This window comes from Nonomuraea sp. NPDC050404 (assembly GCF_040655495.1).
Taxonomy (GTDB): domain Bacteria; phylum Actinomycetota; class Actinomycetes; order Streptosporangiales; family Streptosporangiaceae; genus Nonomuraea.
Map to the genome: position 1 here is coordinate 197,023 of NZ_JBFAKB010000011.1, position 25,808 is coordinate 222,830.

At 66.7% G+C, this 25,808-nt stretch carries 47 protein-coding genes and 1 pseudogene; 3 read left to right on the top strand and 45 right to left on the bottom strand.

Features of this window, described 5'->3' with window-relative positions; all coding sequences use genetic code 11:
• Positions 1-65: 65 nt before the first annotated feature.
• The 24 genes and pseudogenes from AB0I81_RS30045 to AB0I81_RS30160 form a co-directional block, all read right to left on the bottom strand.
• Positions 66-707, bottom strand: a complete 642-nt coding sequence (locus AB0I81_RS30045; RefSeq protein WP_360663219.1) for a hypothetical protein — start codon at positions 705-707, stop codon at positions 66-68.
• Positions 708-1,872: 1,165 nt separating this feature from the next.
• On the bottom strand, positions 1,873-2,193 hold the full coding sequence (locus AB0I81_RS30050; RefSeq protein ID WP_360663220.1) for a hypothetical protein: 321 nt from the start codon (positions 2,191-2,193) through the stop codon (positions 1,873-1,875).
• Positions 2,194-2,485: 292 nt separating this feature from the next.
• Entirely contained in the window at positions 2,486-2,791 is a 306-nt protein-coding gene (locus AB0I81_RS30055; protein ID WP_360663222.1) for a hypothetical protein, read from the bottom strand.
• 233 nt (positions 2,792-3,024) lie between these two features.
• Positions 3,025-3,216 (bottom strand): annotated as a pseudogene (locus AB0I81_RS30060) (DnaJ domain-containing protein); the annotation flags it as partial.
• Between the two features lie 307 nt (positions 3,217-3,523).
• Complete coding sequence (locus AB0I81_RS30065) at positions 3,524-3,802, bottom strand: hypothetical protein (protein WP_360663224.1); 279 nt, start codon at positions 3,800-3,802, stop codon at positions 3,524-3,526.
• A gap of 88 nt (positions 3,803-3,890) precedes the next feature.
• A complete protein-coding gene (locus tag AB0I81_RS30070) occupies positions 3,891-4,286 on the bottom strand; it encodes a hypothetical protein (protein ID WP_360663226.1) in 396 nt (131 codons plus the stop codon).
• Entirely contained in the window at positions 4,279-4,521 is a 243-nt protein-coding gene (locus AB0I81_RS30075) for a hypothetical protein (protein ID WP_360663228.1), read from the bottom strand. Before AB0I81_RS30075 ends, AB0I81_RS30070 begins: the two co-directional genes overlap by 8 nt.
• Positions 4,518-5,066, bottom strand: coding sequence for a hypothetical protein (locus AB0I81_RS30080; RefSeq protein ID WP_360663230.1), 549 nt, complete (start codon positions 5,064-5,066; stop codon positions 4,518-4,520). Before AB0I81_RS30080 ends, AB0I81_RS30075 begins: the two co-directional genes overlap by 4 nt.
• Positions 5,063-5,491 carry a hypothetical protein gene (locus AB0I81_RS30085; RefSeq protein ID WP_360663232.1) on the bottom strand — a complete coding sequence of 143 codons (429 nt, stop codon included), beginning with the start codon at positions 5,489-5,491 and terminating at the stop codon, positions 5,063-5,065. The genes AB0I81_RS30080 and AB0I81_RS30085 overlap by 4 nt, the downstream gene beginning before the upstream one ends.
• Positions 5,488-5,766 (bottom strand): hypothetical protein, encoded by a 279-nt coding sequence (locus tag AB0I81_RS30090; RefSeq protein WP_360663234.1) that lies wholly within the window; start codon positions 5,764-5,766, stop codon positions 5,488-5,490. Before AB0I81_RS30090 ends, AB0I81_RS30085 begins: the two co-directional genes overlap by 4 nt.
• Positions 5,763-6,635, bottom strand: a complete 873-nt coding sequence (locus tag AB0I81_RS30095; RefSeq protein ID WP_360663236.1) for a hypothetical protein — start codon at positions 6,633-6,635, stop codon at positions 5,763-5,765. Before AB0I81_RS30095 ends, AB0I81_RS30090 begins: the two co-directional genes overlap by 4 nt.
• A 13-nt stretch (positions 6,636-6,648) precedes the next feature.
• Positions 6,649-7,011, bottom strand: a complete 363-nt coding sequence (locus tag AB0I81_RS30100) for a hypothetical protein (RefSeq protein WP_360663238.1) — start codon at positions 7,009-7,011, stop codon at positions 6,649-6,651.
• Positions 7,008-7,256, bottom strand: a complete 249-nt coding sequence (locus AB0I81_RS30105; protein ID WP_360663240.1) for a hypothetical protein — start codon at positions 7,254-7,256, stop codon at positions 7,008-7,010. The genes AB0I81_RS30100 and AB0I81_RS30105 overlap by 4 nt, the downstream gene beginning before the upstream one ends.
• The gene (locus AB0I81_RS30110; protein WP_360663242.1) at positions 7,253-7,663 is read right to left on the bottom strand and encodes a hypothetical protein; all 411 of its coding nucleotides are present in this window, start codon (positions 7,661-7,663) and stop codon (positions 7,253-7,255) included. The genes AB0I81_RS30105 and AB0I81_RS30110 overlap by 4 nt, the downstream gene beginning before the upstream one ends.
• Complete coding sequence (locus AB0I81_RS30115; protein ID WP_360663244.1) at positions 7,660-7,923, bottom strand: hypothetical protein; 264 nt, start codon at positions 7,921-7,923, stop codon at positions 7,660-7,662. The genes AB0I81_RS30110 and AB0I81_RS30115 overlap by 4 nt, the downstream gene beginning before the upstream one ends.
• Positions 7,924-8,007: 84 nt before the next feature.
• Positions 8,008-8,160 carry a hypothetical protein gene (locus AB0I81_RS30120; RefSeq protein ID WP_360663245.1) on the bottom strand — a complete coding sequence of 51 codons (153 nt, stop codon included), beginning with the start codon at positions 8,158-8,160 and terminating at the stop codon, positions 8,008-8,010.
• On the bottom strand, positions 8,157-8,465 hold the full coding sequence (locus AB0I81_RS30125; RefSeq protein WP_360663247.1) for a hypothetical protein: 309 nt from the start codon (positions 8,463-8,465) through the stop codon (positions 8,157-8,159). The genes AB0I81_RS30120 and AB0I81_RS30125 overlap by 4 nt, the downstream gene beginning before the upstream one ends.
• Positions 8,462-8,731 carry a hypothetical protein gene (locus AB0I81_RS30130; protein ID WP_360663249.1) on the bottom strand — a complete coding sequence of 90 codons (270 nt, stop codon included), beginning with the start codon at positions 8,729-8,731 and terminating at the stop codon, positions 8,462-8,464. Before AB0I81_RS30130 ends, AB0I81_RS30125 begins: the two co-directional genes overlap by 4 nt.
• 11 nt (positions 8,732-8,742) lie before the next feature.
• The gene (locus tag AB0I81_RS30135; protein ID WP_360663251.1) at positions 8,743-9,051 is read right to left on the bottom strand and encodes an HU family DNA-binding protein; all 309 of its coding nucleotides are present in this window, start codon (positions 9,049-9,051) and stop codon (positions 8,743-8,745) included.
• 38 nt (positions 9,052-9,089) lie between these two features.
• A complete protein-coding gene (locus AB0I81_RS30140; RefSeq protein WP_360663253.1) occupies positions 9,090-9,656 on the bottom strand; it encodes a hypothetical protein in 567 nt (188 codons plus the stop codon).
• A 58-nt stretch (positions 9,657-9,714) separates the two neighbouring features.
• Positions 9,715-11,421 (bottom strand): hypothetical protein, encoded by a 1,707-nt coding sequence (locus AB0I81_RS30145; RefSeq protein WP_360663255.1) that lies wholly within the window; start codon positions 11,419-11,421, stop codon positions 9,715-9,717.
• The gene (locus AB0I81_RS30150; RefSeq protein ID WP_360663257.1) at positions 11,421-12,533 is read right to left on the bottom strand and encodes a hypothetical protein; all 1,113 of its coding nucleotides are present in this window, start codon (positions 12,531-12,533) and stop codon (positions 11,421-11,423) included. The genes AB0I81_RS30145 and AB0I81_RS30150 overlap by 1 nt, the downstream gene beginning before the upstream one ends.
• Entirely contained in the window at positions 12,530-12,868 is a 339-nt protein-coding gene (locus tag AB0I81_RS30155; protein WP_360663259.1) for a hypothetical protein, read from the bottom strand. Before AB0I81_RS30155 ends, AB0I81_RS30150 begins: the two co-directional genes overlap by 4 nt.
• Before the next feature lie 43 nt (positions 12,869-12,911).
• Complete coding sequence (locus AB0I81_RS30160; RefSeq protein WP_360663261.1) at positions 12,912-13,331, bottom strand: excisionase family DNA-binding protein; 420 nt, start codon at positions 13,329-13,331, stop codon at positions 12,912-12,914.
• Between the two features lie 345 nt (positions 13,332-13,676).
• On the opposite strand from AB0I81_RS30160, the gene AB0I81_RS30165 reads away from it, so the two are divergent.
• Positions 13,677-14,057: a hypothetical protein gene (locus AB0I81_RS30165; RefSeq protein WP_360663263.1), complete on the top strand. Its 381-nt coding sequence runs from the start codon at positions 13,677-13,679 to the stop codon at positions 14,055-14,057.
• Between the two features lie 85 nt (positions 14,058-14,142).
• Here the strand turns inward: AB0I81_RS30165 and AB0I81_RS30170 are convergent, their stop codons facing one another.
• The 4 genes from AB0I81_RS30170 to AB0I81_RS30185 form a co-directional block, all read right to left on the bottom strand.
• Complete coding sequence (locus AB0I81_RS30170; RefSeq protein WP_360663264.1) at positions 14,143-14,697, bottom strand: hypothetical protein; 555 nt, start codon at positions 14,695-14,697, stop codon at positions 14,143-14,145.
• Positions 14,694-15,779: a DUF6545 domain-containing protein gene (locus AB0I81_RS30175; protein WP_360663588.1), complete on the bottom strand. Its 1,086-nt coding sequence runs from the start codon at positions 15,777-15,779 to the stop codon at positions 14,694-14,696. Before AB0I81_RS30175 ends, AB0I81_RS30170 begins: the two co-directional genes overlap by 4 nt.
• Positions 15,780-15,781: 2 nt before the next feature.
• On the bottom strand, positions 15,782-16,285 hold the full coding sequence (locus AB0I81_RS30180; protein WP_360663266.1) for a hypothetical protein: 504 nt from the start codon (positions 16,283-16,285) through the stop codon (positions 15,782-15,784).
• 76 nt (positions 16,286-16,361) lie between these two features.
• Entirely contained in the window at positions 16,362-16,781 is a 420-nt protein-coding gene (locus AB0I81_RS30185) for a helix-turn-helix transcriptional regulator (RefSeq protein ID WP_360663268.1), read from the bottom strand.
• A gap of 126 nt (positions 16,782-16,907) precedes the next feature.
• On the opposite strand from AB0I81_RS30185, the gene AB0I81_RS30190 reads away from it, so the two are divergent.
• Positions 16,908-17,348, top strand: a complete 441-nt coding sequence (locus AB0I81_RS30190; protein ID WP_360663270.1) for a hypothetical protein — start codon at positions 16,908-16,910, stop codon at positions 17,346-17,348.
• 50 nt (positions 17,349-17,398) lie between these two features.
• Here the strand turns inward: AB0I81_RS30190 and AB0I81_RS30195 are convergent, their stop codons facing one another.
• From AB0I81_RS30195 to AB0I81_RS30270, 16 genes are all read right to left on the bottom strand, one after another.
• Positions 17,399-17,701, bottom strand: coding sequence for a hypothetical protein (locus tag AB0I81_RS30195; RefSeq protein ID WP_360663272.1), 303 nt, complete (start codon positions 17,699-17,701; stop codon positions 17,399-17,401).
• A gap of 20 nt (positions 17,702-17,721) precedes the next feature.
• On the bottom strand, positions 17,722-18,432 hold the full coding sequence (locus tag AB0I81_RS30200) for a hypothetical protein (RefSeq protein WP_360663274.1): 711 nt from the start codon (positions 18,430-18,432) through the stop codon (positions 17,722-17,724).
• 70 nt (positions 18,433-18,502) lie between these two features.
• Positions 18,503-18,871: a DUF6283 family protein gene (locus AB0I81_RS30205; protein WP_360663590.1), complete on the bottom strand. Its 369-nt coding sequence runs from the start codon at positions 18,869-18,871 to the stop codon at positions 18,503-18,505.
• 5 nt (positions 18,872-18,876) lie between these two features.
• Entirely contained in the window at positions 18,877-19,068 is a 192-nt protein-coding gene (locus AB0I81_RS30210; RefSeq protein ID WP_360663276.1) for a hypothetical protein, read from the bottom strand.
• The gene (locus tag AB0I81_RS30215) at positions 19,065-19,397 is read right to left on the bottom strand and encodes a hypothetical protein (RefSeq protein WP_360663277.1); all 333 of its coding nucleotides are present in this window, start codon (positions 19,395-19,397) and stop codon (positions 19,065-19,067) included. The genes AB0I81_RS30210 and AB0I81_RS30215 overlap by 4 nt, the downstream gene beginning before the upstream one ends.
• Complete coding sequence (locus AB0I81_RS30220) at positions 19,394-19,888, bottom strand: hypothetical protein (protein ID WP_360663279.1); 495 nt, start codon at positions 19,886-19,888, stop codon at positions 19,394-19,396. The genes AB0I81_RS30215 and AB0I81_RS30220 overlap by 4 nt, the downstream gene beginning before the upstream one ends.
• The gene (locus AB0I81_RS30225) at positions 19,888-20,091 is read right to left on the bottom strand and encodes a hypothetical protein (RefSeq protein WP_360663281.1); all 204 of its coding nucleotides are present in this window, start codon (positions 20,089-20,091) and stop codon (positions 19,888-19,890) included. The genes AB0I81_RS30220 and AB0I81_RS30225 overlap by 1 nt, the downstream gene beginning before the upstream one ends.
• Positions 20,076-20,504: a hypothetical protein gene (locus tag AB0I81_RS30230; protein ID WP_360663283.1), complete on the bottom strand. Its 429-nt coding sequence runs from the start codon at positions 20,502-20,504 to the stop codon at positions 20,076-20,078. Before AB0I81_RS30230 ends, AB0I81_RS30225 begins: the two co-directional genes overlap by 16 nt.
• Complete coding sequence (locus tag AB0I81_RS30235) at positions 20,504-20,695, bottom strand: hypothetical protein (RefSeq protein WP_360663285.1); 192 nt, start codon at positions 20,693-20,695, stop codon at positions 20,504-20,506. The genes AB0I81_RS30230 and AB0I81_RS30235 overlap by 1 nt, the downstream gene beginning before the upstream one ends.
• Positions 20,692-21,204 carry a hypothetical protein gene (locus tag AB0I81_RS30240; RefSeq protein WP_360663287.1) on the bottom strand — a complete coding sequence of 171 codons (513 nt, stop codon included), beginning with the start codon at positions 21,202-21,204 and terminating at the stop codon, positions 20,692-20,694. Before AB0I81_RS30240 ends, AB0I81_RS30235 begins: the two co-directional genes overlap by 4 nt.
• Complete coding sequence (locus tag AB0I81_RS30245) at positions 21,201-21,878, bottom strand: hypothetical protein (RefSeq protein WP_360663289.1); 678 nt, start codon at positions 21,876-21,878, stop codon at positions 21,201-21,203. The genes AB0I81_RS30240 and AB0I81_RS30245 overlap by 4 nt, the downstream gene beginning before the upstream one ends.
• 15 nt (positions 21,879-21,893) lie before the next feature.
• On the bottom strand, positions 21,894-22,136 hold the full coding sequence (locus AB0I81_RS30250) for a hypothetical protein (protein WP_360663291.1): 243 nt from the start codon (positions 22,134-22,136) through the stop codon (positions 21,894-21,896).
• Positions 22,133-22,660, bottom strand: coding sequence for a hypothetical protein (locus tag AB0I81_RS30255; RefSeq protein ID WP_360663293.1), 528 nt, complete (start codon positions 22,658-22,660; stop codon positions 22,133-22,135). The genes AB0I81_RS30250 and AB0I81_RS30255 overlap by 4 nt, the downstream gene beginning before the upstream one ends.
• Positions 22,661-22,722: 62 nt before the next feature.
• The gene (locus AB0I81_RS30260) at positions 22,723-22,980 is read right to left on the bottom strand and encodes a hypothetical protein (RefSeq protein ID WP_360663295.1); all 258 of its coding nucleotides are present in this window, start codon (positions 22,978-22,980) and stop codon (positions 22,723-22,725) included.
• Complete coding sequence (locus AB0I81_RS30265) at positions 22,977-23,603, bottom strand: hypothetical protein (protein WP_360663297.1); 627 nt, start codon at positions 23,601-23,603, stop codon at positions 22,977-22,979. Before AB0I81_RS30265 ends, AB0I81_RS30260 begins: the two co-directional genes overlap by 4 nt.
• A 61-nt stretch (positions 23,604-23,664) precedes the next feature.
• Complete coding sequence (locus AB0I81_RS30270) at positions 23,665-24,396, bottom strand: DUF2786 domain-containing protein (RefSeq protein WP_360663299.1); 732 nt, start codon at positions 24,394-24,396, stop codon at positions 23,665-23,667.
• A gap of 385 nt (positions 24,397-24,781) precedes the next feature.
• Between AB0I81_RS30270 and AB0I81_RS30275 the strand changes: the two genes are divergently transcribed.
• Positions 24,782-25,273, top strand: coding sequence for a hypothetical protein (locus AB0I81_RS30275; protein ID WP_360663301.1), 492 nt, complete (start codon positions 24,782-24,784; stop codon positions 25,271-25,273).
• A 297-nt stretch (positions 25,274-25,570) separates the two neighbouring features.
• Here the strand turns inward: AB0I81_RS30275 and AB0I81_RS30280 are convergent, their stop codons facing one another.
• Positions 25,571-25,801, bottom strand: a complete 231-nt coding sequence (locus tag AB0I81_RS30280; RefSeq protein WP_360663302.1) for a DUF6289 family protein — start codon at positions 25,799-25,801, stop codon at positions 25,571-25,573.
• Positions 25,802-25,808 lie beyond the last annotated feature (7 nt).

Consider the following 25,808-nt stretch of genomic DNA (forward strand, 5'->3'; position numbering starts at 1 on the left):
TCTCGGCTTGCGGGTTGGTTGGGGGTGGAGCCGGGCCACGCGGGTACGTGGCCCGGCTGGTGGTGCTACTTGCTGGCTTCCGCCTTGTGGGCCGCCATCATGGCTTCCATGGCGGTCACGTCCACTCCGTTATTCCGGGCGACTTCGATGGCCGCCTGCATGTCCTTGAGGGTCTTTTCCATGAGCTCAGCCGCCGCCTTACGCTGGGCTTCCTTCCGGGCAAGCTCACGCTGAGCGGCGAGCCGCTCTGTGGCGTCGGGCATCACGGCCGTGATCCACTTCTTGAGGTCCGGGATGTTGACACCGGCGGTCTGTGCGAGGGGGTGTTCCTTGTCCACCTGCAGGAGGTACATGCCGTAGTGGCGGAGCGTGGTGTAACGCTTCGCGGCCTTGGCCGCACCTTGGGTGTACACGTACTGGGCGGGGTAGTCCTCAACGTCGGGAACGTCGATCAGTTCTTCGGTGACGAGAGCGTCACCGGCAAGCTCTTCCCGCTGGTGAAGGGCGACCAGGGTGGCCATGCTGGGACGCATCCCGCCAACGAACGACCAGAACGAAGAGGTTCCGCGACCGGAACCGCCCATCTTCCCGTCCTTCTGGACCGTTTCGGCGCGAGTAAGCCACGCGTACACGGGCAGCAGGGCCTTCGCGTGCTCCTCGCTGAGCTTGAATTCGGTGGTGGCGGGGGCGGTCGTGTTCTCAGCCATGATCAGCCTTTCGGGTTGGTTGGGATGCTGTCCCGCGAGCGCTTTTGCTTGCGTGAACGGCGATACAGCCAGAGGGCGGTTCCGGCAGACGCTACGGCGGCGACACCGAGGGCGCTGACGGCGATGCCCATGGGTCCGTCGATGGCCGCCGGGGCAGCGGTCAGGGTGACGGTGGGAACGGGCGGCGCGGGTACGCACGCCACGTTGGGGATGGGCGGGGTTACGCATGCCGCCATGGGCATCGTGACGCCCGTGTCGGGCGCTCCCAGTCTGGTGGACATGGCTTCCGGGGCAGGTCCCTGCAACGTGGGCAGCGGACCTGTGGTCACGAACGCCGTGGACGGCGGGGGTGTCGGGGGTGTGGGAGGTGCGGGGGCAGTCGTGGTGACCGTCCGCGTGGTGGTGGGTCCAGCTGCCGTGGTGGTGGGCCCGTGGGCCGTGACCGTGGTGGTGGGGCCCGTGGTGGTGGCCGTCGTGGTGGGTCCGGCAACCGTCATGGTGGGCCCGTGGGCTGTGACCGTGATAGTTGCCGTCCTGGTGACGGTCTCGGTTGGGTCCGGGGTGACCGTGGGCGGGGTCTCAGGTGAGTACCCCCACGCCACGGTCGGGGCAATGGTGGCAGCGAGCGCCAGGGCGCCGGACGCCGCCATCACTCCCCTTCCCGATCTCGTTAACTTCATGACCCAATCCTATGGTCATTTCGTTTTCGACACAACCTCTGAGCGGTGCCGAATCTCAGAAGTTTCCGCAGGTCGGACGTTGTGGCCTGGCTATGCGCCCTTATTTGCCTGGCCGCGTTGCCGCTCTTGTGTTCGCTTGCCCGCGCATGACGCTGAAACGTCCGTGGAGCGTCGTTGAGCACGTCCCTCGTCCGTGAGTCCCATTTGTGCACGCGAGCGCTTTAGCTTGCGTTTGAGCGTGTTCCAGAGGGGTCCTGGCTGGGTCCGCGCGTGTCCGTCTCGTCGTGGTCGAGAACCCATCAGCGACGAGGAGGCGTTGCCGGGGGCGTGTGCGCTGCTGCAGGTGGCGCAGTGGTCGGCGTCTCCGGTCCTGGTCCATCCGAAGGCTGCGGATGCGGTTGCTCGGGCGTCGGCGATGCTGGCGGGGCTGGTGATGCCGGTCAGGCCGGCGCAGTTGTCGCAGGCGAGGACGATCGTGTGGATGCTCATGCGGCGTCTCCGGTGGGGCGTCGGTCGAGGATGCGTTGAGCGTGGGCGCGGTGGGCGGCGTACTGCTCGGGGGTGAGGGGTTGCTGTTGGGATCGGACTTTCACGACGGCGTCGCGGACGCGGAGCCGGTCGCTGGGGTCGTCTCTCGCGGCGAGGAACGCTTCGAGGACGAGGCGGGGGCTCCAGGGGCAGCTGACGAGTTCGCCGAGGACTTGGTCGACGTCCCAGCCTTCGCGCATCTCTGCGAGGAGGGCGGCGAGGGGGCCGTAGGCGTGGCGGAGGGTGGGTTTGTCGTTGTGCTTGGCGCGGGTGGCCATGGGGGTCCTTCCTGCTGGTGTGAGTGCTTGCGTGTTGGTCGTTTCGTGTGCGGGTGATCTTCCCCTTTCCTCCTTAGCCACGTACGGGGGGATCCATTAAGGGACATGGAGAAGGGATAGCTAGTAGGGATAGGGGCCCCCGCTCTAGCGTGACCTAACTCGTCGTTTGGTTACGGTCTGAGCGTGACCACGGGCCACGCTCAGACGTGACCTAACTCCCCCCGATTTCATGATCATTTACGAGTTATCCACAGGCACTCACCGGGGGGTTTGGTTACGGTCTGGACGTGACCTAACCGCCTGGCGCCGGGGGGAGCTCCACCGACGCCGGCAGCGGCGGCAGGTGGTAGTCGACCGCGTGCCCCCGCCGCGCGAACACCGGCCTGCCGATCTTGTCCGTGTCGATCTGCACGCGCACCTCAACTCCGCGCGCTGCGAGCCGCTGCAACGCGTCGCTCAAACCGCGCGCGCCGAGCCCGGTCCGGATCTGCAACGTCTCCGTCAACGTGATCTTCGAGCCGTCGTCTCTGCGGTCCCCCCGATGCCACAGCATGCGGCGCGACGACTTGTTCGACCGCTCCGCAACGATCATCAGCACCAGCCGATCCGACGCTGGCATCCCCTGCGCAGCAGGCGTCCCAAGCCAAGAAGACACCTCCCCGACCAGGCTTTCGGCCACCACTCCCCCTGTCGTGCATCATCGTCCTTGAGGGAAGGGCGCTCATATCAGGTCACTCCGGTCCTCGGGCTCAACACCGTAAAGCCAGCTCCTTTGCTGGCATGAACTAGCTGCCATCAGCTCTCCTCGCAACTCCGTCACCGGCCTGGGCGCGGAGCCCGGCCGGTCAAGTCGTACATCTGCCGCTTCGAGCGGTCCGACAGCACGTCGTAGGCCGCTGTCACCTGCTTGAACCGCTCAGCCGCCTCGGGGTCACGGTTGACGTCCGGATGCAGTTCCCGAGCCAGTCGCCGGTACGCCCTCTTCATGTCGTCGTCGCTCGCACCCCGCTCGACGCCAAGCACTTGGTAGAACGACTCGGCCGCCGCCGGCTTCTCCTTCGGCGGGCGCGGCGGCCGTGGCGATGTTCTCCGAGGTGGCGGTTTGCACGTCGCGACGTGCGGCATCATCAGCTTCTCGTGCGGCGCCAGCGGCCTCTCCCGGGTGACGCGACGCGACCGGAGAACCCCGGCCACGTTGCGCCACACCGCTGTGTTCCCGTTCGGATCCGGAGCGAGATCCACCGGGAACGGCACGCCGGTATCGGTCTTCGTCATCCGGACCGGTTGCCCGCACGACGGCCTGCCCGCCAAGCCTGGGCAGCGACGGATGTCAGCCTTGGAGAACACGGCGTTCCCCCGACTTCGTCACCTCAGCCAGGACATCCAGGCGGCAGGCGTGGTGCCCGTCGCAGTCCGGGCACGTCAGCTCCCCATCGGCGGCGCACTGCACGTGGAACTGGCACACCGGCGTGTGGCCCAGGTGCTCGTGAACGCACCCCATGAGCAGCACCATCACCCGCTCCCGGTCGCACGGCTCGTCATCTGGCAGATCGGCGACGACGCATGCCAGCTCGAACGGATCGTCGCCGTCGTCGGGGAAGCTGCTCATACCACCGACTCCTCGATCACCTTCAGGCCCCGGAACTTGGCGTGTGCGGCGGTGCCGGCCGCGCTGACTCCCGGCTGCTGGGAGAACCTCATCCGCCGCTTCCTCCTTTGCCAGTGGTGCCGCTCTTGCCAAACCCGCCGCGCGAGATGACCTTGCCGACGCGGGTCGTGATCTGCGCGTCCGCTGGCCTGGCGCGGGTGCCGCCGCGCACGTACCCCGTCCGGCTGGTGGTCGACGAGCCGTACAGCCAGTAGTAGTAGGCGGCGTGGGAGCCGCCGTCGCAGAACCGGTCGTCGACCACCTGGTAAGTGCCGTCCGCCTGCTGCGTCGCGATCACGCAGTCGGCGACGACCTCCTCAACGTCGTCGTCCGTGGCGCTGGAGACGACTGCGGCCACGCCCAGGCCGAGGATGGCGACCACGCCCAGCACCATGACGATGCCCTCAGTTTCGGAACGACTGCCGCGGTAGGAACGGCTAGACATGGATGGCCACCGCCTCGAACTCGGCCACGAACACCCGGCAGGCGTGGCAGTCGATAAAGCACAGGTAGCAGAACGTCAATCCGACCCGCATCTGCTGCAGGTGCCGGTCACACGTCCACCCCTCACGGTCGTGGCCGTGCGCACACCGCGCCGTCACCTTCGCGACGGCGGGCGCGCCGCACAACCCGCCCAGGTCGATCTCCTTCACAGCCGCGCAGACCTGCTGCTCGGTCATCGGACCCTGTCCTTTCCCGACGCCGCGCCCCGGAGCTGGGCGTGCAGCCGCTCGATGACGGCCGCATGCTCATGGCTGGGCCCACAGGGGCCTTCGGCGTGGCAGGACGCGATCTCCACGGCAAGGCGCAGGTCCTCCACCGACACCGTGACCAGGCCGTCGCCCGACGCTGCCGCTGGCCTCGCCTCCTGCGGCAGCAGCTCGGCGAGCGCGAGCGGCCACGAGGTGAACTTGACGGCCCGATCGTCGAGATACGCGACTGCGGGGTACTTCCGTCGCGTCACCAGCAGCGCACCGCGTTCCATCCAGAACTTCATAGGGTCGCCGGGGTATTCGACCTGGACCTGGAAACCGTGCTGGACGAGCCATGGAGCGACGTCGAGCACGTTCCGTGCCGTGTGGATGAACACTGCGCCGTGCTGCATCAGCTGGCGCAGCCCTTCGATCGCTCCGGGCATCGGCTCGTCGTAGATCGTGCCGTCGAACCACCCTTTGCTGTAGCGGTGGATGACGCCGTCGAAGTCGATTCCGTACGTCGGATTCATGCCTGGTCGGCTCCTTCGTGCTGGCCAGACTTACCGTGCTGGCATCCTGGGTTGGCGACGGTGATGTTCTCGGTGATGAGCAGCACGACCGGTTTGGCCTTGGCCTGGACGAGCACGGGACGGTCGTCGTCGCCGTACACGATCTGGTCCTGCTCGTCGTACTGGATCTGCTTGTGGCGCATGTCGTAGCGGGAGCAACGGCCGGTCGGCTGCACCTTCACCCGGGTGACGCGCTCCAGGCCCTTGTGGTCGGCGTTGTCCGGCTCGAACCGCATCCACCGGCCCGACCAGACGACTTCCCAGATGTCGAGGACCTCGCCCTCCTGAACCTCAACGGTGCGGCCCTGCGCACGCGGGTAGATGATCAGCGTGCCGACCGTGTACGGCTCGCCCCGCCAGTCCGTCAGGGTCATGGGGGACGTCATGACGCCTCCCACGGAAGGCACGTGGCCTCGTCGACGATGACCAACGTGGCCCGCGCGCCCTGGAACGGCCGATAGTTCTTCTTCGCCGCGGTGAGTGCGGCGTAGTGCCAGTAGTCGCCACACCGGATCGCCCGCAGGTTCGTGCCCGGGTGGAGCTGTCTGGCTGCCAGCTTGGCCATCTGCTTCGAGCGGTACCGGACCCTGCCGCAGTCCTGGCAGCCGCCGAAGTGGCGGTCAGCGGCCACCGGCCTGAGCGCCTGCTTCTGCCCCTTCACTGTGCTTCCCTTTCCGCTAGCTTTTCTGCTTGCGTGTTCGTCCTGCTGTGCCGCTGCAGGCACTTCCGCAGGGCCTCCAAGGTGACGCCCAGTCGTTCGGCGACCAGCGCCGCCCCTTGCTCGTCGTCAAGCGACCATCCCTCGTGCTCGGAGATGAACCGGGCGTCCTCCGCGAGCGCCCGCCCGTTCTTCACCGGGACGTAGCCGTCCGCCGAGCCGTGCTTCTTCAGCCGAATCAGGCACGCCTCGCAGCGGAGCCAGCCCCTCTTTACCTGGCGACCGCACGAGACGACCTCGCACCGGACAGCCGCCCAGTCCGGCTTGGCGTCCGGATCGTCGATGTCGACGGCATCCCACGCGGCCGGCGGCGCCCACTGGCGGCGCTGGGCGCGCGCCTTGGCCCGGCTGGCGGCCAGGTCGGTGGGCGGGATTTGCTGGCGCAACTCCCCGTAGACGAGGTTGACCTCAGCCGCGAGGCTGGCCGTGAGGCGTGTCCCCTGCATGATGCGGCTGATGTTCGCCCAGGTGTCTCCTCGCCGCATGGCGACGCGGCGGCCAATCACTTCGCCGGTCCAGCCCATCGTGCCGAGCGCCTGAATGCGGCGCTGCGTCCCGAGCGAGTCCACCAGGACCAACCCGTCGGAGGGAGTCACCGCGAGGATCTTCGCCTGAGTCTCGGGGAAGACGGTCTTCTGGTCGTGGAGCAGGATGTTCCAGATGGACGTGCCGGTGAAGCCGGAAGCGTCGGCGATCTCGCGGACGCTCATGGTGCGGCGCAGGAGCTGCAGGTGCTGGCGGACGCGAGTGGCGGCCACCCGCCTTCTGATGCCAAGCTGGTTTGCCTTACGCTGCCTGGTCGCCTTGGCCACGCGGCGGGCCTGGTCAACTGCCACCATCACCGCCGCCCGGGGCAGGTCGGGTGTCGATGTCCTCGATCCACGCCATGATGACGGCGGCAGCCTGGACGAGGCGCTGACGCTCGGCGGGCAGCTCGTCGGCGGCCATCGCCCCGTACACCTGCTCCAGCAGGATCGACTGCCACGTCTTCATCTCGGGGTCAGCGTTGACCTGCCGCTCCGACTCGGTGAGCATCTCCGCGAACGCGAACTCTGCCCTGTCGTAGGTGGCGTGGTCGCGGTGCCGCTGCTGGCCGTACGCGCGGTGCTGACGCATCCGCTCCTCCAGCACCTCCCGAGTAATGAGGGCCCTCACCCGGGCGTTGGCCAGGAAGTCGCCGGTCTTCATCGCATGCCGCCTGTGCTGGCCACAGAGATGCCGAGCACCATCGCGCGGGCGCTGGCCAGGTCCGCCGCCGTGACGCCGTGCCCCTCGACCACGGCCACGACACCGTCGCTGACCTCGACGCGGTGCCGGGGAAGCTGCGACGGCTTCTTCTTGTGCTTGACGACCCGCTTGCCGTCGACCTTGCGGGGCTTCTTCTTGCGGTTGACGTACGGAGTGTCCTGCTCGTGCTCCATGGAGCCGCTCATCCTGTCGTTCCTTCCGTAGCGGTTTTCGTCTTCTTGGCCTGGTAGACGGCCCGCTGACGCGCGTTCTCGCACGCCTTGCAGATCGACCTTCGGCCGTGCTTGCCCTGCGTCTTGGGGACGAAGGCGTTCAGCAGCTTGTTCTCACCGCATTTCGTGCACTTGCGGCGCGTGTTGACCTGGAGAACGCCGAGAAATTCAGGTCGCGTCTGCCCAGCCATGACCAGGTCCGGCAAGTCGCCTTTCGGCGTCGCCTTGTAGGCAGCGGCACAGCTGCCCAGCACGGTGCAGCCCGCGCACACCTTCCGCTGGGCGTCGATATCGCGAGCCTTCTTCGACGCGAACAACTTCCCGAGATTGCCGCACGCCGCGTTGCGGTGCCAGGCCGGCACCGCCCCGAGGATCGTCACTCGCTGTCCTGACGCTCAACGCGGGCGCGGTGAGCGAGGTACTCCTCCTCTTGTTGGGCCATGCTGCGCTCGTATCGGCGCATCACCCTGTTGAGGCGCATCTCCCGGGCAATCCCCTCACCAAAGAGCAGCACCATGAACGCCACGCAGAGGGCGCCTACGGCGATGAGCACGTAGCCGACTGGCGGCCACATGGCTGCCAGGACGCACAGGGTTGCCGTGAGGGCGGCCCACAATGCGGTGGACAGGGCTTCTTTCACTTCTCTCCGTTCATGTACAGGTGGTGAAGGGGGTGCAGCTGATCAGGCTCCGCCATGGTCAGCGCGCCCCCTCACCGGTTTCCTTCAGTGGGCGCTGGCCTGCAGATATCCGGACGGGGCGGGGGTGGTCTGCTGGACAGCGCGGTCGTTGTCGGCGTCGAGGATCCAGATGAGGATCGCGACGGCTGTGATGCCGAGCAGCACGCCGATGACGACGAAGATCAGCGGCGTTCTCACTGGGCGACGTCTTCGGCGGCGATGCCGGCCGCGGTCCCGGCTTCGGCGTCGAGCCCGATCACTTGGGCGAACGTCCATGCGCCGACCAGGGTCGTCGACTGGAGGTCGCCGCAGCGAGCGCACCGCTTGAGCACGGCGGTCTGTTCCGCCATGAACGGCGTCATCCTCAGGTTGGAGACGGCCAACGGTGACCACCGGCATCGGTGGTGGCGGGACGAGCTGGACAGATAGCTGGCCACGATGAGCCCGCCGAGGACGGCGATCACGCCGCCGACGATGACGGCCGCGTCGGGGATGCCGGTCACTGAGCACCTCCCACCCTGCCGCTGTTGGCCAGAGGGGCAGGGCCGCCCTCCTTGTCTCCCAGGAGAGCAGCCACCACTTCAACGGTGAGGTAGGCCCGGCGCTGCTCCAACGCCTGTTGGAGGGCGGTGAAAGTGGGTAGTTCGACGTCGTCCTGGCCGACCTGCCACACGATCGTGTCGTTCGGGTCGCGGGCGTACGCCGTGAACGTGTGCCGGGAGGCGTCCCAGGCTGCGTAGACACGCAGCCCGGACCACCCTCGGAACATGCGGTGCTGCATCAGGACTTGGCCGCCGTCTGCGTCTGCTGGGCCAGGCCGACAAAGCCCTGCCCGGGGGTGAACTTCGGCTTCCACTTCTCCGGCACGGCCACCTCGGCACCGGTGCTGGGGTTCCGCGCGGTGCGAGCCTCCTGGTGGGCCAGGGTGAAGCTGCCGAAGTTCGTGAACGCGACCTTGTGGCCCTGGGCTACCTCCTGCTGGATCGCAAACAGGGTCGCCTTGATCGCCTTTCGCGCGTCCTTCGCCTCGAGCCCGGTCGCGTTGGCGACGGCCTCGACGATGTCGCTGAGGTTGCGCTGCTCACTCATGTCTTGTCCTTCTTTCGTGATCGTGGTTGTGCTGGGGGTCAGTGGGTCGGCGTGGTCGCCGGGGTCCGGGCAGCGGGCGGGTTGAACGCGGTCGTACTCGGCATGGGGGCGCGGCCGTCGTGGACGAGCTGCAGGGCATTGGTCTCCTGCGGCGGGTTGACGATGGCGAGGCCGTGGCCCGCGCAGTTCGGGCAGCCGTTCCCCTTGCAGTTCGGGCAGGGCGGGTTGTCGGCCCGGTGACAGGGCGCGTCGGCGCGATGCACGGTGTACGGGGCCGCCGGGTCGCCGCATCTGCACGGCGCGGCCGGCGCCGGGGTTGGGGTGGCCTGCGGCTGCGCGGCGGCGTGGGTGTGAGCGGCGGCCAGGCGGCGCTGCTCCTCCTGGTTTTCGAGGAACGCGATGCGGGCGGTCAGGTCCCGGTAGGCGTGCTCGGCAGATTCCGCGATCTTCCTGTAGATGATGACGTCCTCCTTGAGCGCGCCCAGGTCGGTCGTGCTCGTGGGAAGCCGGTACGCACCGATCGACAGCGCCGCCTCCTCCTCGAATCGCATGTAGCCGATCCGGTCAGTGCCAAGGTGTTCGGACTCCACGTACAGGGGTCGCATGGCTTCTCCTTGAGAGGGTTGGTGCCCCGGCCCTGGGTACGGGCCGGGGCGGAGGGGGTTAGTTCTGGGCCTGCTCGGCGCGGGCTTCCTGAATCTGGGCAAGCATGGCGTCGTAGGTGTCGAAGTTGCCGCTGGCGGCCTCCAGGACGTCGATCGCGTCCTGCATCTGCTGCGGGGTGGGCGGGGCGGACATGTCCACGTTGGCGCCGGTGATGGCGCTGATGTCCCGCATGACCTCGTCGCGGTCCTTGATGCCGAGCTGGCCGAACAGGTTGAGCATGTGGGCGCGGCGCTCGGCCGGATCCTGCTGCCGGGGCTGCTGGGCGGCCTGCTTGGGCTTGCCGGGGTTCGTGATCGGCATGCTCTTGAGCCGCGCCATCACCAGGTCGGCTTCGCTATCGGTGAGGTCAGCGGTGGACTCAATGTCGGTGTCCGGGCTACCAGGCCGCTGGACGGTGTCGTTCAGGAACGCCGCCTTGGCCGCCTTGTTCGCCGCGGTGCTGCCCTTGCCGGTGGCGGAGGTGATGCCGCGTTCACTGATCATGATGTTGAGGCGGGTCAGGCGTTCCTTCGCCACCGGAGGGTCGTCGACGATGTCGGCGTCCACGATCTCGTCGTCTGGGGGCACCGAAGCGTCTTCCGCGCTGCGGCCGGCGGGGGGCTGCGCGGGCGGGGCCTGATCGTCGGCCGGGGACTGCTCGGGCTCGTCGGGCGTGATGTGCTTCAGGAACTTCTCCAGCTCCTCCGCCGTAGCGTCCTCGATGCGGCAGCCCCGGGAGAAGTCCATGAACTCGCCGTGCAGCGCGTCCATGTCGCCGCCAGACCACGCGGTGACGATCTCCTTCCACACCTCGGCCAGCCGGTCGATCTCCTTGACGCGCTTGGCCGCTGCCGCCTCGATCTCCGGGCCCTTGCTCGTCCAGGCGTCACGGTCGGCCTTGGCCTGCCGCCAGAGCTGGGTCACGCTCTCGCGGGTCTGCGCGACGCGGATGGCCCCGATGTAGTCGATTTGCTCGGGCTTGCCCGCCTCGATCGCCAGCCGGTCCTCAGACGCCCCGGCGCCGAGTTCGGCGTGCTCTGGGGCTGCGGCCATGATGCGCGCGGCGGCCTGCATGCTGGTCATGCCCCGGATCGCGATCTCGACCTTGGTGTACAGCTTGAGTTTCCCCTTCTCCCTAGTCTTGCCAGGGACGAGCCAGAGGCTGACCGGGACCGCCACCTTGGGGCCGAACATCGCCTGAAGCATGTCGACGAAGCCGGGCAACTCCGCTCCCGCGTTCGCGCCCTTGGTCTCCAGCAGCCACACGCCGATGTCCTGAATCTCGGGGATCCAGATGTTGAGACGAGAGTGCAGCTTGCACGCCTGCTGCGCTGGTGCGTTCTCCCAGAACCGCGGCCCCCACTGCGCCTTGCAGACGCAGGGCCGTCCCAGGTTCTCGACGGTCTCGCCGTTGCAGCGGGCTTGTCGGCCGCCCCTGCTCCACTTCTCGTATGCCTGGTCGAGGGGGTCACGGTGGGGCGGGATGATCGCTTCGAGAGAGGTCAGTTCCTCGTTCATCAGCCGCCACTGCATGCCGCCGTCGCCCTGCGGTTTCCACTGCTCGACCTTGCCGCCGTAGATGTCGGCCATCTGCCGGATGAAGTGCTCGAACTCGGAGGTGGGGATGAAGAACTCGCTGGCCTTCGGCCTGCCCTCGAACGTTCCGAGGCGGATCCGCCCGATTGTGCGGAGCCGGTGCTGCCGGTCGATGATGCGCCCGCCCATCAGGCTGCTTCCTCCTTGATCTCGTCGGTGTCGTTGGTGGGGTCGTCGTCGACCAGGGTCAGCGGCTCGCCGATCACGTTCTTGGCGAGGCCGGTGTTGAACTCCGCGACGCGGCGGATGGTCTGGAAGATCTCGTACATGTCGTCGCCGCACCGGGCCGGGTAGAGGTTGTAGCCCTCCGGTCTCAAGTGCAAGATCACGCCCACGTCGTGCCGGGGCGGCAGCTTGACGCGCTCGCCGTCGCGCAGCCATCCCCACGGGGCGGCGCGGTAAGCGCTCATCTGCAGGCCGGCTTCCGGGTAGACGCCGTGCACGTTGCCGTCGTACGTGGTTCCGTTGAGGGTGCCGCCGGTCTTGGTGTCACCTGCGAAGATCGTGTCCGGGGGCACACGGAGCTTCCGCGCAAGCGGACGGGACCGGAACAGGTAGTCGAGCGTCCCGCCGTACGGCTCGTCGTAGTTGGCGACGACCATCTCCGATGCGTAGAAGTCGATCTCCCACTCATCCACCCACCGGTTGAAGTGGACGATGTAGGGCCGCAGGTCCGCGTTGGCCAGCAGCCGCACCGGCGCGGGCTCGCCCAGGATCTTGCACTCGACCAGCTTGTGCACCGCAGAGCCGACGTCGGCCCGCTCGTCCTTGCGCCGGTTCGGCTCCTGCTTGAGCCACTTGATGAACTCTTCCCGTCCCTCTTCGGTGCGGGAGGCGTCGAGCATGGCGAACACGTTGTCCATGGCGGTTTCGGCGGTGACCTTGGCCGCCCAGTAGACCAGCGCCTCGTGCGCGGACCCCTGGTTGAGGATCGTCGTCACCGACCTCAGCAGCACGCCGGTCACGGGGTCCTTGTAGAAGCCGGACTTGCTGCGGTGCGGGATGCGCGCGGTGAGGATCGGGACGCCGGAGCCGGTGCAGGGCAGCACGTCGCCCTTGTTCGCCTTGTGCTTGCGGATCCTGCCGGTCTTGTTGACCTTCTGCAGCTTGCCCGTCTTCTTGCACTCCTCCCCGGGGCAGGGGTAGAGGTCGGGGAACACCACCTCTGCGGCTTGGTCCCAGTCGGCGGCCTCGGCGTCGCCCAGGTTCTCTTCGACGGCGACGGCTGCGAGTCGGCTCACTTGCTGGTCTCCAGCTCGTACATGGCCTGCACGAACGGCTCCACATGCTGGCCGCCGGGCCATGGCACCATCCGAGGTTCGCTCGCCTCGACGCTGACGATCACGCTGGTTGCGACGCTGATCAGGTCGTCGGCGTGCTGGTATGCGTCCGCGTGCGAGTGGCCGTCCATCATGAGCAGGCTGACGAGGAGCGTGCGCAGCGGAGCGTATGCGGGGCAGGTCATGTGTCGCGCGGCGTGGATCGCAACGAGGGCGTACGTTCGGTTGAACTGCAGATCCGGCCCCTTCGCTGGGGCGGCACGTTGGCTAGCAATATTGCTTGCGAAAATAGTCATGATCGTGGGATCTCCTCTGTGCAGTGCCGGGTGGGTTGGTTGGTTACGAGACGGTTTGGGTGGACCGCCTACGTTGGGGGGGTGTGTTGGCGCTGTCGACCTGGGCGAGCTTGGCTTCCGCTGCGGTGATGCGCGCGGCGAGGCTGGCCAGCTTGTCCGTCGCGTCCTGGATGGCCTGCTGCGTCTCGACAAGCTGCTGCTGAGCGGCCTTGAGTTGCCGGGGGTGGAAGCCCTCCAGCAGGTACTCGGCCAGCATCGCGCGCGGGATGCGGTATCCGCGCTTGCCGGTGCGGACGTAGCTGAGCTTCTTGCCCTGCAGGAGGTAGAGGACGGCGCGGTCAGTCACTCCAAGGACCTTCGCGACGTGCCCGACTTCGAGCATCCGAACGTCGTCCGGCACCACGGCGTCGATGAGGTCGCCGACGATCTGCTCCGGCGTTGTTGCCGTATCCGTGCTGGTCATTGGCACCTCCCTAGTGCTTTGCGATCTTCGTTCTGAAGATCAACTCATCGCGTAAGCGACATTACCCGGTTGTTCGCGAAAAGCAAGTCGCTTCGCGAAATTTCGCGAAGTAACGCGAAATTACCGAGAGTGACAGAACTTTCGCGAATTACCGACATGTTCGCGCAGCAACTGATACGGTGACGCCGTGCCGCACAAACTGAAGGTCAGCGCAAGAACCGAAGGAGGCATGCCGCTATGCCGTCATCACACAACACTCCCCTGCCGCCCGACGCCGCTCTCATCCAGCAGCTACGCACCGAACGAGGACTCGAAGGCCCCCTGAGCGTCGCACGGTGCGCCGAGATGCTGAACGCCTTCACTAGCAAGCCCTTCACCGACAGAACCTGGTCCGCCTACGAGCAAGGAAAGCGCGCCATCCCCGACCGGGAGTACGTCCTCATGGCCCTCGTAGTCGGTGCCGCCCCAGACGACGTGAAGGCCGCCGGCCGCGACAAAGCCGCCGAACTCCTGACACAGGAACTCGACCGACGCCGCGCGCCCACGCCAAGCGGCGCCTCCGCTCGGACGATTGCGCGGATCGAGCGCGCAATCGCCCAGATCCAGGCGACGCCCTTCAGTCAGGACACCCGAGACGGGATGATCGAGGTGCTCATGCAGCAGGTGGACGCCCTGCTGGATCTGCAAGAGAAGCAGATAGACATCATGCGACACGAAACGCCATGACGTTGGGAACGAGCCCCGCTGCGCGTGTCTGCATGGCCGACATTGACCATGACAAGATTCGGTCGCATTCCTGGCAACAAGGGGACTACAGCAAGATCGCGAGTGTCGCCCAGGTCGTCACCATCCCCGCCACCGCGCCAGCAAACACCTGGGCAGCGGTGTGGTGGGAGACACTGACACGCGCCCACCCGATCACCGCCACGAGGACCGCGCCCCCCATCAGCACCGGCAGCAGCGGAAGCACATGCGCCAGCACCACCACAGTGCCCGCCGACACCCCAGCGTGAAACGAAATCTTCCACACCAGCGTGATCAGACCCATAACCACAACCCAGGCGAGCATCACCGCAGCCGACGCCACCACCACCCTGGGTGCCTCCAGAACCGCCAGCACAGCCAAGCCCACCACCACCGCAGCGAACCCAGCCAGCATGGGCCCCTTCCGCGATTTCCGCTCGACCAGATGAATCGAGTCCAACCGGCCCAGCCGCACACCCACCGCGATCACGGCCGCAGGCACGCCTGCGCACAGTACCGCGGCCAGGAGCCCCCACAGTAAGCCAGCCCAGCCCTCGGCGAGCAGCCCGGCGACTGGTGGCATAGCAATCGCCACGTACTGCGGGGCGAACACCTCTGTCACAGCGCGGGCGAAACCTCCGCCACGTCCGGCCGCTTCTCCAGCCGCTTCCACGCCTTCCATACGCTGATCAGCCACTTCGCCTCCTCGGCAATCTCCGTTCCTGCCTGGACTGTGGTTCCCGCAGTCGTCCGCACGGCCCGGGTTCCTGCCTCCTTCGCCGCGATGGCGTCGCGAAGACGTAGCGCGGTCGTCTCCGAATCCACCCGGCCGGCCTCGTACGTCCCCGGTGGCAAGAACTCCCACAGGCGACGCATCACGTCGTGGCACTCCGACACCTGCCGCTGCAGTCGGATACGCCACAGCCCTCCAAGGTGGAGGACCGGCACCTTGGGGTCGGCAGCGAGTAGAAGCCGCCACAGCGGGCGCAACCGTTGATACAGCAGCCATGATCGGGCACCCGCGCGGCGGCGCTGGATCTGCTGAAACGCCATCGCCAAGATGATGATGAGCATGCCGGGCGCCAGGAATGCGGCTTGGTCAATGAGGAGCCGATACGGGAAGAGACCGGCCAGCGCAGCGAGGGCGTAGGCGGGAGACAGAATGCACCACGCGGCACCCATAATGAACAACACCAGCTGCGTGCGCACGATCCCAGACGCTTCCCGGGCAGCCGTCACACAGGTCGCGGCGAGCGCGAGCAGGATCAACGCCACGTACCCGTACCAGGTGATCCAGTGCAGCCAGCCCATCGCCGTCGCTGCTGTTAGCTGAAACCGGCCCTGGTCGGCATAGAACACGGTGGTTTCCGGCCACCGCCACGCGCCCGCCAGATACGTGACCACCAGCATGACCACGGCAGCCAGCGTGGCCAGCACCGATTTGCGAGCGCTCCGGTCGGCCACGCCAGACATGTAGAGCACGATCCCAAAAACACCCACCATGGCCACGCAGCGTTTCGCCAGCGAAGAGATCGGCACCCCACCCGAATCCACCAGAGTGGCGACTTCGGGCCGCGCCAGCGTCAGCGTGGTCGCCATCCCTACCACGATGGCCAGCAGCCCCCTGTCCTGGAGCGTGGCCGTCTGCCGCAGCCGTGCCGCAACCGCCACCCACGCCGCGATCGTCCATAACCACCCGCCCATGATCACAACCCATCCATTGCTTGTCGAATTCTGCCGATCCGGCCCTTCATGGCGCGATCGTCAACGTGCACGCCCGCAATCGCGAGCGTGCCGTACAGCTCGGCGTTCAGTTCGCCTTCCTCCTCGTAGCCTGTCCGCGCGAAGTAACGGGCCAGCACCTCCTGGTCCATGTGCGGGAACATCTCCCCCAGCCATTCCGTGGCTGCCGGGGGCAGTTGCTCGCGCGACTCCTCGTGGATGCCGTGTCCGAACGTGACGCCTTCTGGTGCCATCAGCATGTGGCCCACTTCGTGCGCAATGATCTGCCAGCGGTGGGAGCCGGCTGCTCCGCGAGGCACGTAGATGTGATCGGTGTGGCCGTCGAACCGCCACACGCCGCACAGATCCACGGGCAGGTCTTCCTCTTGCAGCACGAGCCGATGCCCCCGCGCTTGGGAGACTCGGTCGAGATACTCGTCTAAGTCGAAAGGGCGCGGCGGCGGCACCGAAGCCAGGGCGGCGTGCACCGTGTCTGGGATGCGGAGACGAGAAGCGGACACCTAGACAGGACGAAAGGGATGCCCGAAAAGTTTACAAACCTCGTCATATCCCTGGCTCGTAGGCGATGCCCTCGTTCTCCATCTCCTGCCTGATGATTCGCGTGATGCGCTGTCTGGCTTCAGGTGAAAGCTCACCGGCCTGCCGGAACCGCATTTGCACGGCGCCTGACTTGAGCATCGCCTCGAACAGGTCCAGCTGCGACGACACCTGCTTGACTAGGTCCTGGTCGGGGTTCTCGCTTAGGTATTCCACCGGCACCCCGTAGAACTTAGCGAGCCCGATCGCCTTGTCCAGCGAAATCTTGGCGCGGTCGCCACCCTCCAGCAGGGCGATGTAGGAGCCCGTCATCGGGGTGCCTGCCGCCGTAATAGCTGCCGCGACGTCGCGCTGCGAGTACGGCAGCCCGGTGTTCGGGTTGACCATCACCTCGCGCAAACGCTTCAGCCGCGTGGCGAGCGGCATCCTGAGTCTCCGATCAGGCTGCTTACAGATGTTGACACGAACCTAGATTAGCGGGAAACATACACAAGCCGAAAGTGCTGACAGCTGTAAGCGCTGCCAGTCGGCCGTTCACACCTGTTTAAGGAGATGGATGACGTGAGTTCATTCTTGGGGTTGTTCCAGACAGCCGGCGCACTCCTCGCCGCTGCGATGCTGGCCGTGAGCGCGGGGGCAACCGCGGCCCACGCCAATGACGCAGGCGCGATGCTGCGCGCCGATCGCGCCTTAGCAACGTCCGTGACCGTCACCGTGCTCAGCTGGATCACAGCGGGGGCCGCCACCATCTGGGTCGTCCTCAACCCAAACATGCTCAAAATGAGCGTGATCTACCTGCTGTGGTTGCACAGCTTCGCGATCGTGGCAACTATGATCACCGTAGCGCTGTTCGTGCTGCGGGCCCTTAAGCGCATGATCGGTGAAACCAGGCAGGCATACGTGCTCGGATGGGAGCACAGCATCGACATCGGGGGCTCGATCACGGCACCCTGCCACGAACCCCCTTCTCGGCTTCGCGCCGTCGACTTCTGAAATGCAGAAAGCCCCGGCCGCCGCCGGAGCTTTCCGATGAGCGGGGAGGTCTACTCCTCCGCCGACTTTCCCGCGAGTTCGGACACGACCTTCCGGATCGTGTACAAGGTGAAGCCCTCACCGCTCGGGTCGGCTTGTTTTGTGATCTCGACCATCTGCCGAAGCGTCACCAGCGACTTCTTCTCGCTGCCTGGCACATCCACAGGCGACCCGGACGCAGCAAGCAGAGCCTCTTGGAACTGCCTCGTCGGCCCCTCGATCGCCTTGTAGTACGCGACCGCGGCCTTCCTCAACGCTTCCTGTGCGGCGACTCTCTGATCGGTTGGGGGGAGCCGCCCGGGATTGCTCGTCATGAACATCATTCTGCCACGCCTCATTTCGTTTTCACGCCAACCTTGCGACGTTGGCGGCGCCGCCCCACCAGCTCGGCCACGTGCTCCTCGTACTCCTCCCAGGTCCACAAGCTGCCGCACCCCCCAACCTCCTCTCGGGCGTCGCACTCGATGTACCGCTCCCCCGCCGTACGGATCAGCGCCCGCTTGCCGCACGACCGGCACGGCCCGACGAGCTCCTGCACGTGAACAGCCCACGGCGCGAGCCCATGCGCCCACCGGCGCAACGCTCCGACCTCGTCGATCATGTCGTCGATCCACGGGCGTTCGGTCGCCCAGTCCAGGTGCCGCAGCAGCCACACCGACAGTTCGCCGACGCCGGCCCGCTGCGGGTAGGTCAGGCCGCGATGTTCGGCAATCAGCCACGCCCACCCCTTCAGCGTGGACGGGATGGACGGCGGGCCAATCTGGTCCTCGTCGTCGCCGTGAATCGGCGTCGCCCCCTCGTGCAGCATCGACAGCACGTCGAGCCTGGCCGGAGTGCCAGCCTCCTGCGAGCCGGACACCCGGTCCCCGCCGCCCTGGCCCGGCGTTTTGTTCTGCTCCAGCCATAGCGTGAGCTGTGGAGTGATCTCCAGGTCACGTCGTAGCCTGGTGGTGCAGGTCTCGCAGATGAGGCGTCCGGCTGCCGCTTGGCAGGGCTGCCGCCCGCACCGAGGGCCGATGCACAGCTGATTCGTGGTCTCGGGCAACGCCGTCCTTCCACCGATGTCCTGAGGGTATGCGAGCGGTATTGCTAGCAACACCGCTCGCGTCAGTGGACTACGGTACGTCCTCCCTGGTAGCAACACTGTTCGCCGCAGCCATCGCCTCGTACGACGGGTACAGCTCCGGCCAGTTGTCACCCCGGTCCAACGCCTCCAGGGGCAGCCTGCCGTCCCTTAGTGCAAGCCGAACGGCCATGTGCTCGTGGCCCTCAACAGCGAGCCAGCCCGCGCAGGCCAGGTCCTCGTCCGTGCCTGGGCCACCGACGTGACAGCCGAACATCGGCGATCCCGGCAGCGGCGGCATACCCTCCGCATCCGGCCGGCAAGTGGAGCGCAGACGCTCATACCGCCCCGGGGGGAACTTCCCCGGCTCGGCGTTGACCTGCCAAGGGCAGTCGTGGCATGGAAACTTCCGGCGGGGCATCTCGTTCACTGCTCGTCCTCTCGCATGATCTGGATGAGGTTGATGACCTCTTCGCAGCGGTGTTCCAATGCCCGCCGCTCCTCCGGCATCATCTTGGCCAGAAGCGCACGAGCGTGGTCCACATCGTCATTGACGATGGCGAACAGGACCTCCGACTCGCCGAACGTCGTGCCGTACCGGCCCAGGTACACGCTCACGTGGCCGCCTGCCCAGTGTGCGCGAGGCACGTTCCCTTCGAGCAGGTAGGCAGTCGTTCCTTCCTGAAAGCCTTTCTGCTAGCAGGAATGAGAGGCTTGATGAACCAGGCCATCGCCTCCAGCATCACCATCAACGCAGAGCCGAACGCCCCGTAGACCTCGAATTGAGCGGCTTCGTGCATGACTTTCCTGCGCTCGTCCCGGCACGCGTCGCACAAGTTCACCGGGTCGCAGCTTGTAATGAGAGACCAGCGATCCAGAACACGCGGCACACGGTAGGTGATACCCATCGCATGAACCAGCATGATGATGTCCCACGACGTGATCACCAAGCCCTCCTTTTGGCAGGGCGCCGCTTGACCATTAGCACTTCGCCGCCCACCTCGAAACAGGCGAGCAGGCCGCCGTCCCACTCCTCTGCGAGCCGAAGCGTGTAGCGCACCCGATCGAACGGGCACACCACATCCACCTCAAGGTCAGAGTCCGCGGGGACGGTGATGCGACGGATGCAGCACGGCAGCTCAGTCTCCACATGGTCGGAGCCCTCTTCCTGCGTCGTGTGCCGCTGCACGATCATCCCTGCATTGGAGCAGAGGTCGCCCACAGTCACGGACCTGCTCGCCGACACGACCGTGGCTGGCGGCGGCGTCGGTTCGGTTCGCATGATCCGCTTCGTCACGGTGTACTGCCTGGCGTCCAGCGCCTGGAGCAGTTGGTCGGCCATGCGCAGCCGGGAGTCCTCCTCAGCGAACGGCCCCAGCGCCTCGCTGCGCTCCAGCTCATCAGCGAGCACGCGCCCCGCTTCCGCCCAGGTGCTCATCACAGCACGCCGTACTTGTTGTCGATCTGGTCCCAGACCTTCACGCCGACGTCGACCAGGCCCTCGGGGTCCTCGAAGAACTCCAGCGCCCAGTTCAGCGGGTGCTGCTCGTCCTTGGCCAAGACGCAGGCCGCGGCCGCGAACTTGACCAGCTCGCGCACCTGGTCGTCGTCGAGGCCCAGGTGTCTCAGGTTGACGGCCACAGGGAGTTCCTTTCTTCGGTGGGGAGGGGGAACCGGGCGACCAGCGCCCGGATGATGTCGAGGGCGACGCGCCGGTCCTCGGCCTCGTCGTAGTCCTCGGTGTAGGTGTAGGTCGTCGCTCCGGTGCTGGCGTCGAAGTCGTAGTCGTCGCCGTACTCGACGTCGAACAGCTCCGGCCGGTTGGGCATGTGGTCGCGCCAGTCGCCGCCGTAGCGGTCGGCGTCCCGCTTCGCACCGTCGACGACGTCGCGGACCTCGACCCACGCCCGCTCCAGGGTGAGCGCGTTCTCGTACTCGCCGTTGATCGTGGTGGCCTGCACACTCACCATCTCGCACGGCTGGCCGGGCCGGGCGCACAGCAGGCCGGCCACCTCGGCGATCTCGTCGCGGGTGATGTAGCCGCGCGCGCTCATCAGTTCTCCAGCTCGATGACGCGCTGCTCCAGCTCGCGGATGCGCCGCTCCAGCGCGTCGGCGCGGTTCTCCGCCTCCCAGCGGTTGGAGTCGACGGTGCTGGACAGCGTGCCCACCTCGTGCCGCACGTCGTCGGCGGCCCGCTGCGCGTTCTGGGCGGCCGAGCAGTCGTTTCCGTAGCCGTAGCTCATACCTTCGGTCCTTTCTCGGGTTGTACGAATCGGGCGTTGTCCGGGTACCGGTGACGCCACTCGGGCGGGATCTCGCCCTGGTGCCAGAGGTTCCGGGTGGTGGTCTTCCGGCCGTCGAACCACTCGATGTCGAAGCGGCGGCCACCGTGCCCACGAAACCCGCCGGTGTCGTCGCCGATCGCGTAGTGGTCGCCGTCGACCACGACCCGGGCGGCTGGGTCCACGACGCTCTCCAGGTAGCCACCGGGCCCCCAGTAGGGCGGCATGTTCGTGGTCTCCTCGTGCCGCGCTGCCTCTGCGAGGGCAGCCTGCAGGATCTTGCTGGCTAGCTTGCCTCCGGCGGCGACGGACTCGTTGTCGCAGCGCAGCAGCAGCATCCCTAAGGCGGCCGGGCGTCCGGCTAGGTTGTCCAGGTGCCGCCATGCCGCGAGCACACCCGTTCCCTGCTGGTAGGCGCGCAGGACCTCACCTGCAGCCACGTACAGGTCAGTCGGCCGTTCGTCGGTCATCGGAGGATGCCGCCCATGATGCCGTCGAACACGTCCCGCACACAGCGGGCGTCACCGAGCGCGGTGTGCTTGGTCGACCACTCCTGCGTGACGCCGACGATCTCCCAGGCCAGCACGTCCGTGTCGTTTTCGAGCCAATCCCGTACGTGATGCGCGGCCTCGCCCTCGAACGCCTCGTCGACCTTGCCGCCGGCTGCGGCCAGGCGACCGAGCACGTAGCCCTTCAGCAGGCACCGGATATCCTCCATGCGGTGTGACGCTGTGTACGCCTGCCCGTTGGCGCTCATGAACGCGCGCAAGTGATCGCGGTCGTGGCGCGGGTTGTTCGCCACGATCGTCACGCCGTCGAGGTGCTGGGCGAGCTGCAGCGCGATGTCGGCCGCTGTCACGTTCTTCGTAACGGTGCCTTCGACGGCATCGGGGAACTCCGTCCCGCACATCAACTCCACGCCGTGACCTACCGGCATGTGGGAGACAAGGCTCCGCTCGTAGTACCTGTTGATCTGCAGCGCCTTGGGGTCGGCGGTGGCGAGGTCGGGCCTCACCTGCCACCAGAACTCCGCATCGCCACCGTCAGGGGCGTCGGTGTCTCGCACAATCAGCGCGGCCTCCCAGAGATGGCCGACCTCGCAGTCAAGGTGGGTCGACTCCGTGTCGAGAATCACGTACTTCACAGGTGTCCTTCCTGGTTACAGCTCGGCGAGCAGGTCGAGCTGTCGGGGCTGCGCGGCTTCCTCGGCCTGGCGGGCAAGGTCGCGCGGGTGGGGTTCAGGTGTCTGGCCGACGTCGCGGCAGAGGCTCACGCAGGTCCGGCGGTGGATGTCCTTGCAAGGCTGGGAGTACAGGCAGATGGGGTGCTGGCACAGGCTGTGCTCGTACACGTGCTCCCTGGTCCAGGCCCGGTTTTTCTGGCCGCACTCGACGCACTTCACCGGTCTTTCTCCTTGCCGCGCCATGCCCTGACGAACGGGTTGAGCCGGGCAGCCACGATTTCGTCGACCGGCCGCAGGTCCAGGTGGTTCGAGCCGTTGTCCTTGGCGGCGGCCCACAGTTGCAGGATCTGCGTGAGCGTCGCCGTCAGCTCCGCGGTGAGGCTGCCCGGCGGGTAGTCCGCCGCGATGGCCGCCAGCAGCTTGCTGTACTCGGGCAGGTCCATCAGGGTGCGGTACTGGCTGGTGCCAGCCTTGAGGTGGAATGTCTGCCAGGTGCGGCGGGTGGTCCAGAGGGTGACGGTGTTCTTGTCGCCGTAGCGGCGGTCGCCTTGGATGACGAAGCCGTAGCCGCCGATCCCGCTGGTGTACGGGGTGACGGCTTGGCGGTGGATGTGGCGCTCTCGACACTCGACGAGCAGCTCGTATCGGTAGCCGCGCATGACCTGGCTCGTGTCCCCGTCGAGGTAGTCGATGGGGACGGTGCGGTGCTGCGGTGACCACGGTGGTTGTCTGGGGCCGGGCAAGACTGTTCTCCTAGGTGTCGTGGGCAGGGTGGCCCGGCCAGCGCTGGGCCACCCTGCCGGAATCAGCCGGGCAGCTCGGCGTCGCGGACGGGTAGCGCCGCAGAAGCGGTGGAGACCGGCCGATGGTCGGGGTTCCGGTGGTCACGCCGGTGGATCCTGGCCAGCTCCTCCGCCGCGGCCTTGACCACGCCCGGGTGGCAGGCCCACACGCCTCCGTCGACTCCGAGCGTGCAGCCGGGGGTGTGGCAAATGGCCTGGTGCCGGGCCTCGCCGTTGACCGTTACCGGCACGATCTTCACAACGATGCGGGACGCTATCACTCGCAATCCTTTTTGCTAGCGTGTGTGGTTGTTGTGGTCATCCAGTCCTCCCAGCCGGTGCCGTCCATGGCGATGAACGCGGGGTTGACGACGCGCAGGCCATTGCAGGCGATCCCAACGAACCAGCCGACGTTCTGGTGCTCGGTGTCGTCCGCGCCGGGCTGGACGCCGCACACCGGGCAGGCCAAGGTCAGCCACTTCACGATGTGCCTGGGCCACACCTCGATCTGGAGGGCCAGCTTGGCGAGGTAGCCGGCGTCGTCGGTGAAGTACGTGTAGTCCTCGTCGAGGACCTCACGGTCGCAAGCGTCGTAGAAGTGGTCCTCAATGTCCTCGGACCACCCCTCGTCGTTGGCGGCGAGGTAGTTGGGCAGCTCCGCCACGGTCACGCCGACATGAATCTTGATCTTCTTCTCCACCTCGTAGGTGACGAGCTCCTGGACCCTGATGCGGACCATACGGGTCTCACGGGGCAGGGCCTGCTCGATCTCGCACGGCGGGTTCGGGGTGTAGCAGTGCGGGTCGGTGACGGTGGTGTGCACCCACACGTCGGGGCGGCCGTCCGCCGCCTGGTTGCAGAGGGGGGTCTTGCACGCGGTGCAGGTCGTTTCCGTGTTCTCCACGGTTCTCCTTCGGGGGTTGGTTGGAGGGCGGGCGCTGGGTGGCGCCCGCCGCTGGTGTGGTTTAGGCGTTGAGTGCGCGCTGGCCGCGCGAGTCGAGGCGAGCGCTGCCGCCCCCGAGGTCGGCACGGTCGCCCGCTTCCCGACCGGCGTAGAAGGCGTCCGCGTCTCCGACCTTCCGCGACTTGACGTGCCCGGTGTTGGGAGTCATGCGGTCGAAGTAGTCGTTGACGGCGGCCTTGCGGTCGCGTAGGACCAGCGCGGTGGAGCGGCCGTCGACGTGCTCGGCCTCGACGGTGGCTGCCTTGTTGGCCTGGCGAATCTTCTCGCCGACGCGGCTGGCGAACCCGAGCATGAAGCTCTTTCGGGCGGTGGCGAGGCTCCGGCGGCCGGTGCGGGTGATGTTGGCGACTTCCTTGGCCATCTGCAGTGTCAGGGAGGCGTACAGCATCTGCACGGCGTCGAGGTCGCTTTGGTAGCCGGAGACCATGAGGTACGTCGTGTTGTTGAGCTTCCACTGCAGGATGCGGCAGTTCTTGGCGTCGGCGATGTTGGTGAGAAGCTGGACGCGTTCGGCCTGGTGGGTCTTATCGATGCTGAGAGGAAAGCTGGCCAGTTCATCGGTGATCTGCCCTGCGGCGGCGAGGTGCGCGCGTTCGATGCCGTACTTGGCCATGAGGCTGTAGGCGCGCTCGCGGTAGGTTTCGGCTTCCTCGGGGCCGGTATTGGGGTGCTCTGCGATGGCGAGAGCCTTGCGGATGCGGTCGAGTGTCTTTTCGGTGGCAGCGGTGGTCACCGGACCTGCTTTCTGGGCTGGTTGGCGCATGCAATTTGGCTTGCGTGAGTTGGGTTGGCTCACACTCGCTTGCGTTTTGATCTTGCGCCATCTTTGCATATTCGTTCCGCTTTCGCAACGACCCATAAGGGGCCCTAGAACGATCTCTAAGCGAACGCGAGACGCGAAGCGATCAAGCGTCCACGGACCATGGCCAACCACGCTCACGCTGGCCCTGAGCGTCGCGCACGCCCGCTCCAGCGCCACCCTCGGAGGAGGATCCTCCTCGCGCATGCGCCGACCTAGGCCACCGACACGCAAGCAACGTCACTTGCAGAATAAACCGAAGCACGGGAAGGTGAGGACGACACCACGCATACCGCCTGCCAAGGAGACACCGCCGCCCATGGCCCGCTCAACCAAAGCCGCCGCCGCCCGCAAGGCACTGGTCAAGCAAGCGGAACAGCAAGCGGCACCTCGCACACGCACGAAAAGCCGCCAGGACAAACCCACCCTCGCCGTCCGCATCAGCTACCACACCAACGAACGCCTCAGCCACGCCAACGAGGAGACCGGCCTCGGCATCTCCGGCATCGTCGAAGCCGCCCTCGTCGACTACTTCGACTTCCTCGGCATACCCGCCGACGCTGAGCCGCCACGCAACCCAGACGGCAGCCGCCCCAAGCGCGAACGCACCGTGAAAAGCCGCACGCGCCGGGCGAAAGAAGACATCGACGACGTGGCCATCGCTCCGCGCATCACCCGCCAAACGGACAACCGGCTCACCATCGCCTGCCTGGACACCGCCACCGGTCCGGTGGACATCTTGGAGACCGCCCTCAAGGCATGGCTACTCAGGCGCGGCATCCCGCTCTACCGGCGGACACCAGGCACGTGACGAGCTCAAGCGGAGCAGATTGCGGAGGCCGAACCAGCAGAGGTTGCGGTCAGCGGGCCGGGCTGGCAAGCTCGCGGCCATGATCATTTGCAGCGACAGCGGCGGCTGGACTCCGGGCAGCGACACGGGCGGTTGGACGGCGAGCGCGGGCGGCGGCGTCCGCCACATGGGCGGCATGCGGCACATGGGCGGCTGGTAGCCCTGGAGAAGTGAGTCAAAGCGGTGGCCTCATGATCACGAACGTGATCATGAGGCCACTGTCGTTGTTCTGCTGAACTGATACTTTTGAGTGGACACTCAGCAGGGGGTTTCGTAGAACTCCGGATAGGACCCCCGCCTGCCCACCCACGTCTCATCCCCGACGCAGTTCTCGTACTTAACCCCCACCAGTGTGGTGCGGCTGGAGTCGGTGTAGTAGTACGTTTCGCAGTGGTAGTCGATCTTGCAGGCGCGGGCGTGCGCGGGCGAGCTGATAACAGTGAGGGTGCCGAGAGCGAGCAGGACGGCCAGCGATGCGCGACGAATCATGGAGATC